The sequence below is a fragment of the Pseudomonas sp. S2_A05 genome (genome assembly GCF_054668485.1).
The window spans coordinates 3,612,017-3,629,017 of sequence record NZ_CP162775.1 but is presented as its reverse complement, the minus strand read 5'-3'; the positions used below and the strand labels follow the sequence as shown (position 1 = coordinate 3,629,017).

Genomic DNA, 17,001 nt, shown 5'->3' with positions numbered 1-17,001 from the left:
ATCCGCGCCTTGACGGTGTGGTGGGCGCATTCCTATAGTGTGCGCAAGTGGCGGAAAGTGGCATGAAGTGGGTTTTTTGAGCTCAAAACGATAAAAATTGGAGAAACGCTGACGTGTTTCGCGGAGCTAACGCTATCAGTCTCGATGCAAAGGGCCGTCTCGCCATGCCGAGCCGGTACCGTGACGAGCTCGATTCGCGCAGTTCCGGCCAATTGATCGTGACCATTGATGCCGTTGATCCGTGCCTGTGTGTCTATCCGCTCGATGAGTGGGAAATTATTGAAACCAAGTTGCGCGCACTCCCTTCGCTTCGCGAAGAGAACCGTCGCCTGCAACGTTTATTGATTGGTAATGCCGTCGACCTCGAACTCGATGGCAGTGGTCGTTTCCTGGTTCCGCCGCGTTTGCGCGAATACGCCAAGCTCGATAAGCGCGCGATGCTGGTCGGCCAACTGAACAAGTTCCAATTGTGGGACGAGGATGCATGGAATGCGGTATCTGCCGCTGACCTTGCTGCTATTCAACAACCGGGCGCGATGCCTGATGAACTGCGTGATTTGATCCTGTGACTATTGATAGCGGCTTTAACCACATCACCGTACTGCTTGACGAAGCCGTCGAGGCTCTCGCCGTACGTCCTGATGGCTGCTATCTGGACGGCACGTTCGGGCGCGGCGGGCACAGTCGGCTGATCCTCAGCCAGCTCGGGCCGGACGGTCGACTCATCGGATTCGATAAGGATCCTCAAGCGATTGCCACCGGGCAAACGCTAGCGGCCGAAGACGGCCGCTTTGTCGTTGTGCAGCGCAGCTTTGCCGAGCTCGGTTCGGTGGTTGCCGAGCAAGGCCTGACCGGCAAGGTCAGCGGCATTCTGCTCGACCTCGGCGTGTCGTCGCCGCAGCTCGATGATGCCGAGCGCGGCTTCAGTTTCCTCAATGACGGTCCACTTGACATGCGCATGGACCCGTCCCGTGGCATCAGCGCTGCCGAATTCGTCAACACCGCGCCGGTGGAAGAAATCGCCCGGGTGTTCAAGGAATACGGCGAAGAACGTTTCTCCGGGCGTATGGCCCGTGCCGTCGCCGAGCGCCGTGACATCAAGCCGTTCGAGCGCACCGCCGATCTGGCCGAAGTGCTGAAAGTCGCCAACCCGGCGTGGGAAAAGGGCAAGAACCCAGCTACCCGCGCGTTCCAGGGTTTGCGCATTCACGTCAATAACGAACTCGGCGATCTGGAAGCCGGCCTCGACGCCGCGCTGGAAGCGCTGGAAGTTGGCGGCCGTCTGGTGGTCATCAGCTTCCACTCGCTGGAAGACCGCATCGTCAAACTGTTCATGCGCAAGCTGGTGAAAGGCGAGGCCGACAACCTGCCGCGCAACCTGCCGGTTCGCCACGTCGCCTTCGAACCGAAAATCAAAATCCACGGCAAAGCGCAGACGGCCTCCGACGCCGAACTCAAAGCCAACCCACGTTCCCGTAGCGCCGTCATGCGTGTCGCGGAGAAGTTGCGGTGAGCAAGCTTTTCGCCAAACCACTGCCCGGCGGCAGCTTTCTGATGCTGCTGCTGTTTATCGGCGTGCTGTTTTCGGCCATTGCCGTGTCGTACAGCGCGCACTGGAACCGGCAGTTGCTCAACACCCTTTATAACGAACTGAGCGTGCGCGACAAGGCGCAGGCCGAGTGGGGCCGCTTGATTCTCGAGCAGAGCACCTGGACTGCGCACAGCCGCATCGAAGTGCTGGCCACCGAACAACTGAAGATGCACATACCTGGCGCGGCTGACGTGAAGATGGTGGCGCCATGATGAAACTCGAAGGCGCGCTGTTCCCATGGCGCTTCCGCCTGATGGTGGCGCTGCTCGGTCTGATGGTCGCAGCGATCTGCTGGCGCATCATCGACCTGCAAGTGGTCGACCGTGACTTCCTCAAAGGGCAGGGCGATGCGCGCAGCCTGCGGCATATTCCGATTCCGGCGCACCGTGGCCTGATCACCGACCGTAACGGCGAGCCTCTGGCTGTCAGTACCCCAGTGACCACGCTGTGGGCCAACGCCAAGGAAATGCAGTCGGCCAAAGAGAAGTGGCCGGCACTCGCCGCCGCGCTGGGCCAGAACCCGAAAGCGCTGAGCGAACGCCTCGAAGCCCAGGCCAACAAAGAATTCATTTATCTGGTGCGCGGGCTGACCCCCGAGCAGGGTCAGGCTGTGCTCGATCTGAAAGTGCCGGGCGTCTACGGCATCGAAGAATTCCGCCGCTTCTACCCGGCCGGTGAAGTCACCGCGCACATGGTCGGCTTTACCGACATCGACGATCACGGTCGCGAAGGCGTCGAGCTGGCCTATGACGAATGGCTGGCCGGGGTGCCGGGCAAACGACAAGTCATCAAGGATCGCCGTGGCCGGTTGATCAAGGATGTTCAAGTCACCAAGAACGCCAAGGCCGGCAAGCCCTTGGCGTTGTCGATTGACCTGCGTCTGCAATACCTGGCCAACCGCGAGCTGCGCAACGCGATCATCGAAAACGGCGCCAAGGCCGGCAGTCTGGTGATCATGGACGTAAAGACCGGCGAGATCCTGGCCATGGTCAACCAGCCGACCTACAACCCGAACAACCGTCGCAACCTGCAACCGGCGATGATGCGCAACCGCGCCATGATCGACGTGTTCGAGCCGGGTTCGACCATGAAAGCCATTTCCATGAGCGCGGCAATCGAAACCGGCCGCTGGAAACCGAGCGACACCGTCGAGGTGTATCCGGGCTCGTTGCAGATCGGCAAATACACCATTAAAGACGTGTCGAAGACCGAAGGGCCAGTGCTCGATCTGACCGGCATCCTGATCAATTCCAGTAACGTCGGCATGAGTAAAGTCGCCTTCGATATCGGCGGCGAAACCATTTTCCGTCTCGCGCAGAAAGTCGGCCTCGGTCAGGACACCGGCCTGGGCTTCCCCGGCGAACGCGTCGGCAATCTGCCCAACTACCGCGAATGGCGCAAGGCTGAAACTGCAACCTTGTCTTACGGCTATGGTATTTCCGTGACCGCGATCCAGTTGGTGCACGCGTTCTCGGCACTGGCCAACAACGGTCGTCTCGCGCCGCTGACGCTGATCAAAACCGACAAGATGCCGCAGACCACCCAAGTGCTGCCGGAAGCCGTGGCGAAAACCATGCAGGGCATGTTGCAGCAGGTAATCGAAGCGCCGCGCGGCGTGTTCCGTGCGCAGGTGCCGGCTTATCACGTCGGCGGCAAGTCGGGTACCGCGCGCAAGACTTCGGTCGGCACCAAGGGCTACGCAGAAAACTCCTACCGTTCGCTGTTCGCCGGCTTCGGCCCGATGAGCGATCCGCGTTACGCCATTGTTGTGGTGATTGATGAGCCAACCAAGGCCGGTTACTTCGGTGGTCTGGTGTCGGCGCCAGTGTTCAGCCGTGTGATGTCCGGCACCCTGCGCCTGATGAACGTGACCCCGGACAACCTGCCGACCACCCAACAGGCCAACGCCACCCCGGTCGTTCCGCTGAAAGCCAATGGAGGGCGCGGCTGATGTCATTAAGTCTGAACAAGATATTTCCCCACGCCGGCCACGATCTGTTGATCCGTGAACTGGCGCTGGACAGCCGCAACGTGCGCGCCGGCGACTTGTTTCTTGCCGTGCCCGGCGGCCGTTTCGATGGCCGTGCGCATATCGCCGATGCCTTGCAACGCGGCGCGGCTGCCGTGGCTTATGAAGTCGAAGGCGCCACCGTGCTGCCGATCACTGACGTGCCGCTGATTCCGGTCAAGGGTCTGGCGGCGCAACTTTCGGACATTGCCGGGCGTTTTTACGGTGAGCCGAGTCATCACCTGAACCTGATCGGTGTCACCGGCACCAATGGCAAGACCAGCGTGACCCAATTGGTCGCGCAGGCGCTGGATCTGCTCGGCCAGCATTGCGGCATCGTCGGTACGCTGGGTTCCGGTTTCTACGGCGCGCTGGAAAGCGGCCTGCACACCACGCCGAATCCGATTGCCGTGCAAGCGACCCTGGGCGACCTGAAAAAGGCCGGCGCGAAAGCCGTGGCCATGGAAGTGTCGTCCCACGGTCTGGATCAGGGCCGGGTCACCGCGCTGGCCTTCGACGTGGCGGTGATGACCAACCTGTCCCGCGATCACCTGGATTATCACGGCACCATGCAGGCGTACGCCGAGGCCAAGGCCCGGCTGTTCGCCTGGAATGACCTGAAGTGCCGCGTGGTCAACCTCGACGACGATTTCGGCCGGCAACTGGCGGCGGAAAAACGCGAGTCGCGTTTGATCACCTACAGCCTGCTCGACAGCAGTGCCTACCTGTTCTGCCGCGAAGCGCAGTTCGACGACCATGGTGTACGCGCCACGCTGGTCACGCCGCAGGGCGAGCATCACCTGCGCAGTACGCTGCTTGGTCGTTTCAACCTGAGTAACGTGCTGGCCGCAGTCGGCGCCTTGCTCGGTCTGGATTACGCCCTCGACGAAATTCTCAAAGTGCTGCCGAAGCTCGAAGGCCCGGCCGGTCGCATGCAGCGTCTGGGTGGTGGTACGCAACCGCTGGTGGTGGTCGATTACGCCCACACCCCGGATGCGCTGGAAAAGGTTCTCACAGCACTGCGCCCGCACGTCAAAGGCCAACTGCTGTGCCTGTTCGGCTGCGGCGGTGATCGCGATCGCGGCAAACGTCCGTTGATGGCCGAAGTGGTCGAGCGTCTGGCTGACCAGGTGTTGGTCACCGACGACAACCCGCGCACCGAAGATCCTGCGGTGATTTTCGACGACATCCGCGCCGGTTTCACCGCTGTGGATAAAGTCACTTTCGTCGCCGGTCGCGGCCAGGCCATTGCGCAATTGATTGCTGGCGCAACCGCTGATGACGTCATTGTGCTGGCCGGCAAAGGTCACGAGGACTATCAGGAAATCAACGGCGTGCGCCATGCCTTTTCCGATCTGGTCGAGGCCGATCATGCCCTGACCGCGTGGGAGGTGGCCCATGCTTAAGGCCCTGACACTCAGTGAACTGACCAACGTCCTCGAAGCCCGTTTGATCGGCGCTGATGCGAGTTTCGACGGCGTCAGCATCGACAGCCGTGCGATCCAGCCCGGCCAGTTGTTCATCGCCCTGACCGGCCCGCGTTTCGACGGTCATGATTATCTGAACGACGTTGCCGGCAAAGGCGCCGTGGCGGCACTGGTCGAGCGCGAAGTCGCCGACAGCGCGCTGCCGCAATTGCTGGTCAAGGACACCCGTCAGGCGCTGGGCCAACTCGGCGCGTTGAACCGTGCTGCGTTCACCCAGCCAGTGGCGGCGGTGACCGGTTCCAGTGGCAAGACCACGGTCAAGGAAATGCTCGCGAGCATCCTGCGCACGCGCGGTCCGGTGCTGGCGACCCGTGGCAACCTGAACAACGACCTCGGCGTACCGCTGACCCTGATCGAACTGGCGCCGGAACACACCTCGGCTGTCATCGAACTGGGCGCTTCGCGTCTCGGTGAAATCGCCTACACCGTCGGCCTGACCAAGCCGCACGTAGCGATCCTGAACAACGCCGGCACCGCTCACGTCGGTGAGTTCGGCGGTCCGGAAAAAATCGTCGAAGCCAAAGGTGAAATCATCGAAGGCCTGGCCGCCGATGGCATCGCCGTGCTCAACCTCGATGACAAGGCTTTCGGTATCTGGAAGACCCGCGCTGCCGGTCGTCAGGTGCTGACCTTCGCCCTGAGCAACAGCGAGGCGAATTTCCACGCCAGCGATCTGGCCACTGATGCCCGCGGTTGCCCGGCGTTCAACCTGCACACCCCTGAAGGTAGCGAGCGCGTGCAACTGAACCTGCTCGGTACTCATAACGTCGCCAATGCCCTGGCTGCCGCCGCTGCTGCTCACGCCTTGGGCGTGTCGCTGTTCGGCATCGCCACCGGCCTCGGTGCGGTGCAACCGGTCAAGGGGCGCACCGTCGCGCAACTGGCAAAAAACGGCATGCGCGTCATCGATGACACCTACAACGCAAACCCCACCTCGATGTGCGCGGCCGTTGATATACTCGCCGGCTTTTCCGGCCGCACCGTCCTGGTGCTCGGGGATATCGGCGAGTTGGGCGACTGGGCGGAGCAGGGGCACCGCGACGTGGGCGAGTACGCCCGAGGCAAGGTTTCCGCGCTTTACGCGGTCGGGCCGAACATGGTCCACGCGGTAAACGCTTTCGGTGAGCAGGCGCAGCATTTCGGCACCCAGGCCGAGCTGATCCAGGCCCTCGCCGCGGAGCAGGACACAAACACCACCATTTTGATCAAGGGTTCGCGCAGCGCAGCGATGGAAAACATCGTTGCGGCTCTGTGCGGGTCCAGTCTGGAGAAACATTAATGCTGCTGCTGCTAGCGGAGTATCTGCAACAGTTCTACAAAGGCTTCGCGGTCTTCCAGTACCTGACCCTGCGCGGGATTCTCGGTGTGCTGACCGCGCTGGTCTTGTCGCTGTGCTATGGCCCGTGGATGATCCGTACTCTGCAGAACCGTCAGATCGGCCAATCGGTGCGCAACGACGGTCCGCAATCGCACCTGTCCAAATCCGGTACGCCGACCATGGGTGGCGCGCTGATTCTGTCTTCGATCGGCGTCAGCACCTTGCTCTGGGCTGACCTGAGCAACCGCTACGTCTGGGTGGTGCTGCTGGTGACCCTGCTGTTCGGCGCCATCGGCTGGGTCGACGATTACCGCAAAGTCATCGAGAAGAACTCCCGTGGCCTGCCGAGCCGCTGGAAGTATTTCTGGCAGTCGGTGTTCGGCCTCGGCGCTGCGATCTTCCTTTATATGACTGCCGCGACGCCGGTGGAAACGACCTTGATTCTGCCGATGCTCAAGGACTACAGCATTCCGCTGGGCGCCGGGTTCATCGTGCTGACCTACTTTGTGATTGTCGGTTCGAGCAACGCGGTCAACCTGACTGATGGTCTCGATGGTCTGGCGATCATGCCAACCGTGATGGTCGGCGGCGGCCTGGGGATTTTCTGCTACCTGTCGGGTAACGTGAAATTCGCCGAATACCTGCTGATTCCTTACGTGCCGGGCGCGGGCGAGTTGATCGTCTTCTGCGGCGCGCTGATCGGCGCGGGTCTGGGCTTCCTGTGGTTCAACACTTATCCGGCGCAAGTGTTCATGGGCGATGTCGGTGCACTGGCACTCGGCGCGGCACTGGGCACCATCGCGGTGATCGTTCGTCAGGAAATCGTCCTGTTCATCATGGGCGGCGTGTTCGTGATGGAAACCCTGTCAGTGGTCATTCAGGTTGCCTCCTTTAAGCTGACCGGTCGCCGCGTGTTCCGCATGGCGCCGATCCACCACCACTTTGAACTCAAGGGCTGGCCCGAGCCGCGCGTGATCGTCCGTTTCTGGATCATCACCGTGATTCTCGTCCTGGTCGGCCTTGCCACCCTGAAGCTGAGGTAGAACGAGTGTCTCTGATCGCTTCTGACCACTTCCGCATCGTTGTCGGCCTCGGCAAGAGCGGCATGTCCCTGGTTCGCTTCCTGGCGAACCGGGGCACGTCGTTTGCTGTGGCCGACACGCGGGAAAATCCACCGGAACTGGCCACGCTCAAGCGTGACTATCCGCACGTGGAAGTGCGTTGTGGCGAGCTGGACGTCGAATTCCTCTGCCGTGCCGACGAGCTCTACGTGAGCCCCGGCCTGGCGCTGGCGACTCCGGCCCTGCAAGCCGCCGCTGCCCGTGGCGTGAAAATGTCTGGCGACATCGAACTGTTCGCGCGTAACGCGCGGGCGCCGATCATCGCGATCACCGGCTCCAACGCGAAAAGCACCGTGACCACGCTGGTCGGCGAGATGGCGGCTGCGGCGGGCAAGCGCGTCGCTGTCGGTGGCAACCTCGGCACCCCGGCGCTGGATCTGCTCAGCGATGACGTCGAGTTGTATGTGATGGAGCTGTCGAGTTTTCAACTGGAAACCACCGACCAGCTCAACGCCGAAGTCGCCACCGTGCTGAACATCAGCGAAGACCACATGGATCGCTACAGCGGTCTGCCGGCCTATCACCTGGCCAAGCACCGGATCTTCCGGGGCGCGAAGCAGTTTGTGGTCAACCGTCAGGACGCCCTGAGCCGTCCATTGATCGGTGAAGGTCAGCCATGCTGGACCTTTGGCCTGAGCAAACCGGATTTCAAGGCGTTCGGCATTCGCGAAGAAGACGGCGAGAAGTACCTGGCCTTCGAATTCCAGAACCTGATGCCGGTGCGTGAACTGAAGATTCGCGGTGCGCATAACCAGTCCAACGCTCTCGCCGCATTGGCACTGGGGCACGCTGTGGGTCTGCCGTTCGACGCCATGCTCGCGGCGCTGCGCACGTTTGCCGGGCTCGAACACCGCTGCCAGTGGGTGCGCGATCTCGACGGCGTGGCTTATTACAACGACTCCAAAGCCACCAACGTTGGCGCCGCTCTGGCCGCGATCGAAGGCCTCGGTGCGGACATCGACGGCAAGGTCATTCTGATCGCCGGCGGTGACGGCAAAGGCGCCGAATTCAACGATCTGCGCGATCCGGTGGCGGCCAACTGCCGCGCTGTGGTCCTGATGGGCCGCGACTCCGACAAGATCGGCGCAGCCATTGGCGATGCCGTGCCGCTGATCCGCGCGACCTCGCTGGTCGACGCCGTCGCGCAATGCCGCGCCGCTGCCCAACCGGGCGATGTGGTGCTGCTGTCGCCGGCCTGCGCCAGTTTCGACATGTTCAAGAATTACGAAGACCGTGGTCACCAGTTCGTCCGCGCGGTGGAGGAACTGGCATGAACCTGAGAAACATCATCAAGCCGTACCCGTCGCCGCTGATCACCGGGCGTGGCATCGACCTCGACTTCCCGATGCTCGCCGGTTGCCTGGCGCTGCTCGGCCTGGGCCTGATCATGATCGCTTCGGCGTCCACCGAAGTGGCGGCGGCGCAGTCGGGCAGCCCGCTGTATTACATGATTCGCCACCTTATCTATGTGGTGCTGGGTCTGGGCGCGTGCATTGTCACCATGATGATCCCGATCGCCACTTGGCAGCGCCTCGGCTGGATGATGCTGATCGGTGCGTTCGGCCTGTTGGTGATGGTGATCATCCCCGGCATCGGCCGCGAAGTGAACGGTTCGATGCGCTGGATCGGTTTCAGCTTCTTCAACGTGCAGCCGTCGGAAATCGCCAAGGTGTTCGTGGTGATCTACCTCGCCGGTTATCTGGTGCGCCGGCAGAAAGAAGTGCGCGAGAGCTGGATGGGCTTCTTCAAGCCGTTCATCGTGCTGCTGCCGATGGCGGGTCTGTTGCTGATGGAACCGGACTTCGGTGCCACCGTAGTCATGATGGGCGCGGCGGCGGCGATGCTGTTTCTTGGCGGGGTCGGGCTGTTCCGCTTCTCGCTGATGGTGGTGCTGGCGGTTGGCGCGGTGGTTCTGCTGATCCAGATGCAGCCGTATCGAATGGCGCGTCTGACCAACTTCGCCGACCCGTGGGCCGACCAGTTCGGTGCCGGCTATCAGTTGTCGCAGGCCTTGATCGCTTTCGGTCGCGGCGAGTGGCTGGGCGTCGGCCTGGGCAACAGCGTGCAGAAGCAGTTCTACCTGCCGGAAGCGCATACCGACTTCGTGTTCTCGGTGCTCGCCGAAGAACTCGGTGCAGTCGGTTCGCTGTGCACCGTCGCGCTGTTCGTGTTCGTGTGTATTCGCGGCATGTACATCGGCCTGTGGGCGGAGAAGGCCAAGCAGTTCTTTGCCGCTTACGTGGCTTACGGCTTGTCGTTCCTGTGGATTGGTCAGTTCCTGATCAACATCGGTGTGAACGTCGGCCTGCTGCCAACCAAAGGTCTGACCTTGCCGTTCCTCAGTTACGGCGGCAGCTCGCTGGTGATCTGCTGCGCCTGTCTGGGCCTGTTGCTGCGCATCGAGTGGGAGAGTCGGACCCACCTGGGCAGCGAAGAGATGGAATTCCAGGAGAGCGACTTCGCCGAGGAGCCGACTCATGGGCGCTAACGTATTGATCATGGCCGGCGGTACCGGCGGCCACGTGTTCCCGGCGCTGGCCTGTGCCCGCGAGTTTCAGGCTCGCGGCTACACCGTGCACTGGCTCGGCACGCCACGCGGGATCGAAAACGAACTGGTTCCGGCGGCAGGGCTTGAACTGCACCGGATCAACGCCAGCGGTCTGCGCGGCAAGGGCAAGCTGTCGCTGCTCAAGGCGCCGCTGATGTTGCTCAAATCGGTGTGGCAGGCGCGGGCGATCATGCGCCGCCTGAAACCGGTGTGCGTGGTTGGCTTTGGCGGATATGTGACCGGCCCTGGTGGTCTTGCCGCGAAACTGGCTGGCGTGCCGGTGATCGTTCACGAGCAGAACGCTGTCGCCGGCACCGCCAATCGGTTGCTGGTGCCGTTCGCCGCCAGAGTGTGTGAAGCGTTCCCCGACACCTTTACTCTGTCGGACAGCCGCCGTACCACCGGTAATCCGGTGCGCAGCGAGCTGTTCCTCGACACATCGCGACCGGCACTGGCCGGGCGCAAAGCGCGTTTGCTGATCCTTGGCGGCAGCCTGGGCGCAGAACCGTTGAACAAATTGCTGCCTGAAGCCCTGGCCCAAGTCGCTGCCGACCTGCGCCCGGAAGTGTTTCATCAGGCCGGCAAAAATCACGATGAAGTGACTGCCGAGCGTTACCGCGCCGTGGGTGTGGAAGCGCAGGTGCAGCCGTTCATCAAAGACATGGCCCAGGCCTATGGCTGGGCTGACCTGGTGGTGTGCCGCGCTGGCGCGTTGACCATCAGTGAGCTGGCGGCCGCCGGTCTGCCCTCGATGCTGGTGCCCTTGCCCCACGCGATCGACGATCACCAGACCCGCAACGCCGATTATTTGGCCCGCGAAGGCGCTGCCTTCCTGATGCCGCAAAGAACGACTGGTGCCGCGGATCTTGCCGCGCGCCTGACAGAGGTCTTGATGCAACCGCAACGACTCGAAGCAATGGCCCAAGCGGCCCGCCGACTGGCCAAACCCGATGCCACCCGTAGCGTGGTCGATACCTGTCTGGAGGTGGCCCATGGTTGAGAATCAGAAAGCCATGCCACAACCGGAAATGCGCCGCATCCGTCGCATCCACTTCGTCGGCATCGGCGGCGTGGGCATGTGCGGTATCGCTGAAGTGTTGTTGAACCTGGGCTATCAAGTCTCCGGTTCCGACCTGAAAGCCTCGCCGGTCACCGAGCGCCTGGAATCGTTTGGCGCGCAGATCTTCATCGGTCACCGTGCCGAGAACGCGGCTACCGCCGACGTGCTGGTGGTGTCGAGCGCAGTAAACACGTCCAACCCGGAAGTGGCGACTGCCCTTGAGCGCCGCATTCCAGTGGTGCCGCGTGCAGAAATGCTCGCCGAGCTGATGCGCTATCGCCACGGTATCGCCGTCGCCGGTACCCATGGCAAAACCACCACCACCAGCCTGATCGCTTCGGTGTTCGCGGCCGGTGGTCTGGACCCGACATTCGTAATTGGTGGTCGTCTGAATGCAGCGGGCACCAATGCCCAGCTCGGCACCAGCCGTTACCTGATCGCCGAAGCCGACGAAAGCGATGCTAGCTTCCTGCATCTGCAGCCGCTGGTGGCCGTGGTCACCAACATCGACGCCGACCACATGGCGACCTACGACGGTGACTTCAACAAACTGAAGAAAACCTTCGTCGAATTCCTGCACAACCTGCCGTTCTACGGGCTGGCGGTGATGTGCCTGGACGATCCGGTGGTGCGCGAAATCCTGCCGCTGGTGAAGCGTCCGACCGTGACCTACGGCTTCAGCGAAGACGCCGATGTGCGCGCGATCAATGTGCGCCAGCAGGGCATGCAGACCTTCTTCACCGTCTTGCGCCCGGATCGCGAGCCGCTGGATGTGTCGGTGAACATGCCCGGCAACCACAACGTGCTCAACTCGCTGGCGACCATCTGCATCGCCACCGACGAAGGCGTCAGCGATGAAGCCATCGTTCAGGGCCTGTCAGGCTTCCAGGGTGTCGGTCGGCGCTTCCAGGTCTACGGTGAACTGCCGGTAGATGGCGGCAACGTGATGCTGGTCGACGACTACGGGCACCACCCGACCGAAGTCGCTGCCGTGATCAAAGCCGTGCGCGGTGGCTGGCCGGAGCGTCGTCTGGTGATGGTCTACCAGCCGCATCGCTACAGCCGCACCCGTGATCTGTACGACGACTTCGTCAATGTACTGGCCGACGCCAACGTGCTGCTGCTGATGGAAGTCTATCCGGCCGGCGAAGAGCCGATCCCGGGCGCCGACAGCCGCAAGCTGTGCAACAGCATCCGCCAGCGCGGTCAGCTCGACCCGATCTACATCGAGCGTGGCGTTGACCTGGCGCCGTTGGTCAAGCCGCTGCTGCGCGCCGGTGACATTCTGCTGTGTCAGGGCGCTGGTGATATCGGCGGTCTCGCGCCGAAGCTGTTGAAAAGTGAATTGTTCGCCGGCGCCGTGGCGGCGCCGGTCGAGGGGAAGTTGAAATGACTGCTGCCTACGCCAAGCTGTTCTCCACCATCGCGCCGAAAGACTTCGGCCGCGTCGCCGTGCTCTTCGGCGGCCTGAGTGCCGAGCGTGAGGTTTCGCTGAAATCCGGCAATGCCGTGCTCGAGGCGCTGCAAAGCGCTGGCGTCGATGCGTTCGGCATCGATGTGGGCGAAGACTTCCTGCAGCGTCTGCTCAGCGAAAAGATCGACCGCGCGTTCATCATTCTCCACGGTCGCGGCGGTGAAGACGGCAGCATGCAGGGCCTGCTCGAGTGCGCCGGCATCCCGTACACCGGCAGCGGCATTCTTGCTTCCGCACTGGCGATGGACAAACTGCGCACCAAGCAGGTCTGGCACAGTCTCGGGATTCCGACGCCGCGTCACGCCGTGCTGTGCAGCGAAGCCGATTGTATTTCCGCAGCGACGGAACTGGGCCTGCCTTTGATCGTCAAACCGGCGCATGAAGGTTCAAGTATCGGGATGGCCAAAGTGAATTCTGCGTCCGAGTTGATCGACGCATGGAAAGCGGCCAGTACCTACGATTCGCAAGTGTTGGTCGAGCAATGGATTCAAGGTCCGGAGTTCACCATCGCCACCCTGCGTGACCAGGTGTTGCCTCCAATCGCCCTGGGTACACCGCACACATTTTACGACTACGACGCCAAGTACATCGCCAACGATACCCAGTACCGCATTCCGTGCGGGCTGGACGCGGCCAAGGAACAGGAACTCATGGAACTCACGGCCAAGGCCTGTGAGGCGCTGGGTATCGCCGGTTGGGGTCGGGCGGACGTGATGCAGGACGCCGACGGGCAGTTCTGGTTCCTCGAAGTCAATACCGCACCGGGCATGACCGATCACAGCCTGGTGCCGATGGCGGCGCGGGCTGCCGGTCTGGATTTCCAGCAACTGGTTCTGGCCATTCTGGCCGCCAGCGTTGAAGACGCAGGCGCAACAGAGGCGCGAGGTTAAGACCATGCAAGGCGCTCATCTCAGACATCAGCCACCCGCACCCGGCCGCAAGCCGGTGCCGCGGGGTGCCAGCCGAATGGTGGCGAAAGAGCCGATGTCCGCGCGCCTGCCGAAAGCCAATTTCAGCTTTCTGAAAAGTCTGTTCTGGCCGGTGCTGCTGGTGGCGCTGGGCTTTGGTACCTACGAAGGCGCGCAGCGTTTGCTGCCGTACGCCGACCGGCCGATCAGCAAGATCGCGGTGCAGGGCGACCTCAGCTACATCAGCCAGCAGGCGGTGCAGCAGCGGATCGCGCCGTTCGTGGCGTCGAGCTTCTTCACCATCGACCTCGCCGGTATGCGTACCGAGCTCGAGCAGATGCCGTGGATCGCCCACGCCGAAGTGCGTCGGGTGTGGCCGGATCAGGTGGTGATCCGCCTCGAAGAGCAATTGCCGGTGGCGCGTTGGGGCGACGAGTCGTTGCTCAACAACCAGGGCCAGGCGTTCACGCCCAAGGAACTGGCGAACTACGAACACCTGCCGCAGCTGTTCGGCCCACAACGGGCTCAGCAGCAGGTGATGCAGCAGTATCAGGTGCTGAGCCAGATGCTGCGCCCGCTGGGTTTTTCGATTGCACGCCTGGAATTGCGTGAACGCGGCAGCTGGTTCCTGACCACCGGTGCCGGCAGTTCCGGCCCCGGCATCGAGTTGCTGCTGGGACGCGGCAACCTGGTGGAAAAGATGCGCCGCTTTATCGCCATCTATGACAAGACGCTGAAAGAGCAGATTACGAACATTGCGCGCATCGATCTGCGCTACGCCAACGGCCTCGCTGTTGGCTGGCGGGAACCCGTAGCGCCGACGACAGCCCAACCCGCTGTCGCAAAGAATTAAGAAGAGGCAGGACCCATGGCAAACGTGCAAAGCGGCAAAATGATCGTCGGTCTGGATATCGGCACCTCCAAAGTGGTGGCGCTGGTAGGCGAGGTCGCGGACGACGGCCAGCTGGAAATCGTCGGGATCGGCACGCATCCGTCCCGCGGCCTGAAGAAGGGCGTGGTGGTCAACATCGAATCCACCGTGCAGTCGATCCAGCGCGCGATCGAAGAAGCCCAACTGATGGCCGGCTGCCGCATTCACTCGGCGTTCGTCGGCGTTGCGGGCAATCATATCCGCAGCCTGAACTCCCACGGCATCGTCGCGATCCGTGATCGCGAAGTCAGCTCGGCCGACCTTGAGCGTGTGCTCGACGCCGCCCAGGCCGTGGCGATCCCGGCTGACCAGCGCGTGCTGCACACCCTGCCGCAGGATTACGTGATCGATAACCAGGAAGGCGTGCGCGAGCCTCTGGGCATGTCCGGCGTGCGTCTGGAAGCCAAGGTTCACGTGGTCACCTGCGCCGTCAACGCTGCACAGAACATTGAAAAATGCGTGCGCCGCTGCGGTCTGGAAATCGACGACATCATTCTCGAGCAACTGGCCTCGGCCTACTCGGTGCTGACCGACGACGAGAAAGAACTGGGCGTGTGCCTGGTCGACATCGGCGGCGGCACCACCGACATCGCGATCTTCACCGAAGGCGCGATCCGTCACACCGCGGTGATCCCGATTGCCGGTGATCAAGTGACCAACGACATCGCCATGGCGTTGCGCACCCCGACCCAGTACGCCGAAGAGATCAAGATCCGTTACGCCTGCGCCCTGGCCAAACTGGCCGGTGCCGGTGAAACCATCAAGGTGCCGAGCGTTGGCGACCGTCCACCGCGTGAGCTGTCGCGTCAGGCCTTGGCCGAAGTGGTCGAGCCGCGTTACGACGAACTGTTCACCCTGATCCAGGCCGAGCTGCGTCGCAGCGGCTACGAAGACCTGATCCCGGCGGGCATCGTGCTCACCGGTGGTACTTCGAAAATGGAAGGCGCCACTGAACTGGCCGAAGAAATCTTCCACATGCCGGTGCGCCTCGGTGTGCCGCATGGCGTGAAAGGTCTGGATGACGTGGTGCGCAACCCGATTTATTCCACTGGCGTCGGCTTGTTGATGTACGGCCTGCAAAAGCAGTCCGATGGAGTTTCGTTCTCCGGCATCGGCAGCCGCGACAGCTACAGCAGCGAAGAGCCTCAGGCGCCGCTGCTGGACCGACTGAAAAAGTGGGTTCAGGGCAATTTTTAAAAAAGCAGCTTGGAGCGACAAGCTTCAAGCGGCAAGCAACTGCAGTAGATACACCGCAACAAACAGCAGTAGGCGAAAAAACTAGAGAATGTAAGGAGAGGGAAAATGTTCGAACTCGTAGACAACATCCCCGCAAGCCCGGTAATCAAAGTTATCGGTGTCGGCGGTGGCGGCGGCAACGCTGTCAATCACATGGTCAAGAGCAACATCGAAGGCGTTGAGTTCATCTGCGCCAACACCGATGCTCAAGCGCTGAAAAACATCGGCGCGCGGACCATCCTGCAACTGGGCACCGGCGTGACCAAGGGCCTGGGTGCCGGCGCCAATCCTGAAGTCGGCCGTCAAGCCGCTCTGGAAGACCGCGAGCGCATCGCTGAAGTCCTGGCCGGCACCAACATGGTGTTCATCACCACCGGCATGGGCGGCGGTACCGGTACCGGTGCAGCGCCGATCATCGCCGAAGTGGCCAAGGAAATGGGCATCCTGACCGTTGCGGTCGTGACGCGTCCGTTCCCGTTCGAAGGCCGCAAGCGTATGCAGATCGCCGACGAAGGCATTCGCATGCTTTCCGAAAGCGTCGACTCGCTGATCACCATTCCGAACGAAAAACTGCTGACCATCCTCGGCAAAGACGCAAGCCTGTTGTCGGCTTTCGCCAAGGCTGACGATGTCCTGGCCGGTGCCGTTCGCGGTATCTCCGACATCATCAAGCGTCCGGGCATGATCAACGTCGACTTCGCCGACGTACGCACCGTGATGAGCGAAATGGGCATGGCGATGATGGGCACTGGCTGCGCCAGCGGTCCGAACCGTGCACGTGAAGCCACCGAAGCGGCAATCCGCAACCCGCTGCTGGAAGACGTCAACCTGCAAGGCGCGCGCGGCATTCTGGTGAACATCACCGCCGGTCCTGACCTGTCCCTGGGTGAGTACTCCGACGTGGGTTCGATCATCGAAGCCTTCGCTTCCGAGCACGCGATGGTCAAGGTCGGTACCGTTATCGATCCGGACATGCGCGACGAGCTGCACGTAACCGTAGTTGCCACCGGTCTGGGCGCGAAAATCGAGAAGCCTGTAAAGGTCATCGACAACACCGTTCACACCTCGATGGCTTCGGCGCAGGTGCAACAACCGGCTCCGGCCCGTCAGGAGCAGCCAGCGGTTAACTACCGTGATCTGGACCGTCCGACCGTCATGCGCAACCAGGCTCAGGCCGGTGCTGCGGCTGCCGCGAAGATGAATCCGCAGGATGACCTGGACTATCTGGACATTCCGGCATTCCTGCGTCGTCAGGCCGATTGATGGAATGTATCAGGGCTATGAAGGTGATTGGTGTTCAGCAAAGGCATGGTCTGCTA

At 62.1% G+C, this 17,001-nt stretch carries 15 protein-coding genes; all 15 read left to right on the top strand.

Going from position 1 to position 17,001, the window contains the following annotated elements:
• Window positions 1–113: 113 nt before the first annotated feature.
• The gene (gene mraZ / locus AB4O12_RS16460; RefSeq protein ID WP_007917012.1) at window positions 114–569 is read left to right on the top strand and encodes a division/cell wall cluster transcriptional repressor MraZ; all 456 of its coding nucleotides are present in this window, start codon (window positions 114–116) and stop codon (window positions 567–569) included.
• Entirely contained in the window at window positions 566–1,513 is a 948-nt protein-coding gene (rsmH, locus tag AB4O12_RS16455; protein WP_024014247.1) for a 16S rRNA (cytosine(1402)-N(4))-methyltransferase RsmH, read from the top strand. The genes mraZ and rsmH overlap by 4 nt, the downstream gene beginning before the upstream one ends.
• On the top strand, window positions 1,510–1,803 hold the full coding sequence (ftsL, locus tag AB4O12_RS16450) for a cell division protein FtsL (protein WP_016773269.1): 294 nt from the start codon (window positions 1,510–1,512) through the stop codon (window positions 1,801–1,803). The genes rsmH and ftsL overlap by 4 nt, the downstream gene beginning before the upstream one ends.
• Window positions 1,803–3,542 carry a peptidoglycan D,D-transpeptidase FtsI family protein gene (locus AB4O12_RS16445; protein ID WP_174823877.1) on the top strand — a complete coding sequence of 580 codons (1,740 nt, stop codon included), beginning with the start codon at window positions 1,803–1,805 and terminating at the stop codon, window positions 3,540–3,542. The genes ftsL and AB4O12_RS16445 overlap by 1 nt, the downstream gene beginning before the upstream one ends.
• A complete protein-coding gene (locus tag AB4O12_RS16440; protein ID WP_016773271.1) occupies window positions 3,542–5,005 on the top strand; it encodes a UDP-N-acetylmuramoyl-L-alanyl-D-glutamate--2,6-diaminopimelate ligase in 1,464 nt (487 codons plus the stop codon). The genes AB4O12_RS16445 and AB4O12_RS16440 overlap by 1 nt, the downstream gene beginning before the upstream one ends.
• On the top strand, window positions 4,998–6,365 hold the full coding sequence (locus AB4O12_RS16435; protein WP_056790214.1) for a UDP-N-acetylmuramoyl-tripeptide--D-alanyl-D-alanine ligase: 1,368 nt from the start codon (window positions 4,998–5,000) through the stop codon (window positions 6,363–6,365). Before AB4O12_RS16440 ends, AB4O12_RS16435 begins: the two co-directional genes overlap by 8 nt.
• Window positions 6,365–7,447 carry a phospho-N-acetylmuramoyl-pentapeptide-transferase gene (gene mraY / locus AB4O12_RS16430; protein ID WP_016773275.1) on the top strand — a complete coding sequence of 361 codons (1,083 nt, stop codon included), beginning with the start codon at window positions 6,365–6,367 and terminating at the stop codon, window positions 7,445–7,447. Before AB4O12_RS16435 ends, mraY begins: the two co-directional genes overlap by 1 nt.
• A 5-nt stretch (window positions 7,448–7,452) precedes the next feature.
• Window positions 7,453–8,799 (top strand): UDP-N-acetylmuramoyl-L-alanine--D-glutamate ligase, encoded by a 1,347-nt coding sequence (gene murD / locus AB4O12_RS16425; RefSeq protein WP_460059118.1) that lies wholly within the window; start codon window positions 7,453–7,455, stop codon window positions 8,797–8,799.
• Window positions 8,796–10,013, top strand: coding sequence for a putative lipid II flippase FtsW (gene ftsW, locus AB4O12_RS16420; RefSeq protein WP_016773276.1), 1,218 nt, complete (start codon window positions 8,796–8,798; stop codon window positions 10,011–10,013). Before murD ends, ftsW begins: the two co-directional genes overlap by 4 nt.
• Window positions 10,003–11,073: an undecaprenyldiphospho-muramoylpentapeptide beta-N-acetylglucosaminyltransferase gene (murG, locus tag AB4O12_RS16415; protein ID WP_016773277.1), complete on the top strand. Its 1,071-nt coding sequence runs from the start codon at window positions 10,003–10,005 to the stop codon at window positions 11,071–11,073. Before ftsW ends, murG begins: the two co-directional genes overlap by 11 nt.
• Window positions 11,066–12,526, top strand: coding sequence for a UDP-N-acetylmuramate--L-alanine ligase (gene murC / locus AB4O12_RS16410; protein ID WP_039761387.1), 1,461 nt, complete (start codon window positions 11,066–11,068; stop codon window positions 12,524–12,526). The genes murG and murC overlap by 8 nt, the downstream gene beginning before the upstream one ends.
• Window positions 12,523–13,497 carry a D-alanine--D-alanine ligase gene (locus tag AB4O12_RS16405; RefSeq protein ID WP_016773280.1) on the top strand — a complete coding sequence of 325 codons (975 nt, stop codon included), beginning with the start codon at window positions 12,523–12,525 and terminating at the stop codon, window positions 13,495–13,497. Before murC ends, AB4O12_RS16405 begins: the two co-directional genes overlap by 4 nt.
• Before the next feature lie 4 nt (window positions 13,498–13,501).
• A complete protein-coding gene (locus AB4O12_RS16400) occupies window positions 13,502–14,368 on the top strand; it encodes a cell division protein FtsQ/DivIB (RefSeq protein WP_039761388.1) in 867 nt (288 codons plus the stop codon).
• 15 nt (window positions 14,369–14,383) lie between these two features.
• Window positions 14,384–15,643, top strand: coding sequence for a cell division protein FtsA (ftsA, locus tag AB4O12_RS16395; RefSeq protein ID WP_016773282.1), 1,260 nt, complete (start codon window positions 14,384–14,386; stop codon window positions 15,641–15,643).
• A 105-nt stretch (window positions 15,644–15,748) separates the two neighbouring features.
• Window positions 15,749–16,945: a cell division protein FtsZ gene (ftsZ, locus tag AB4O12_RS16390; protein WP_016773283.1), complete on the top strand. Its 1,197-nt coding sequence runs from the start codon at window positions 15,749–15,751 to the stop codon at window positions 16,943–16,945.
• Window positions 16,946–17,001 lie beyond the last annotated feature (56 nt).

Bases quoted from the DNA above. Each gene is read 5' to 3' on its own strand.
- AB4O12_RS16435 (WP_056790214.1), top strand. From the start codon at position 4,998: ATGCTTAAGGCCCTGACACTCAGTGAACTGACCAACGTCCTCGAAGCC.
- AB4O12_RS16440 (WP_016773271.1), top strand. From the start codon at position 3,542: ATGTCATTAAGTCTGAACAAGATATTTCCCCACGCCGGCCACGATCTG.
- AB4O12_RS16445 (WP_174823877.1), top strand. From the start codon at position 1,803: ATGAAACTCGAAGGCGCGCTGTTCCCATGGCGCTTCCGCCTGATGGTG.
- AB4O12_RS16405 (WP_016773280.1), top strand. From the start codon at position 12,523: ATGACTGCTGCCTACGCCAAGCTGTTCTCCACCATCGCGCCGAAAGAC.
- ftsA (WP_016773282.1), top strand. From the start codon at position 14,384: ATGGCAAACGTGCAAAGCGGCAAAATGATCGTCGGTCTGGATATCGGC.
- murG (WP_016773277.1), top strand. From the start codon at position 10,003: ATGGGCGCTAACGTATTGATCATGGCCGGCGGTACCGGCGGCCACGTG.
- murC (WP_039761387.1), top strand. From the start codon at position 11,066: ATGGTTGAGAATCAGAAAGCCATGCCACAACCGGAAATGCGCCGCATC.
- ftsW (WP_016773276.1), top strand. From the start codon at position 8,796: ATGAACCTGAGAAACATCATCAAGCCGTACCCGTCGCCGCTGATCACC.
- mraY (WP_016773275.1), top strand. From the start codon at position 6,365: ATGCTGCTGCTGCTAGCGGAGTATCTGCAACAGTTCTACAAAGGCTTC.
- AB4O12_RS16400 (WP_039761388.1), top strand. From the start codon at position 13,502: ATGCAAGGCGCTCATCTCAGACATCAGCCACCCGCACCCGGCCGCAAG.
- ftsZ (WP_016773283.1), top strand. From the start codon at position 15,749: ATGTTCGAACTCGTAGACAACATCCCCGCAAGCCCGGTAATCAAAGTT.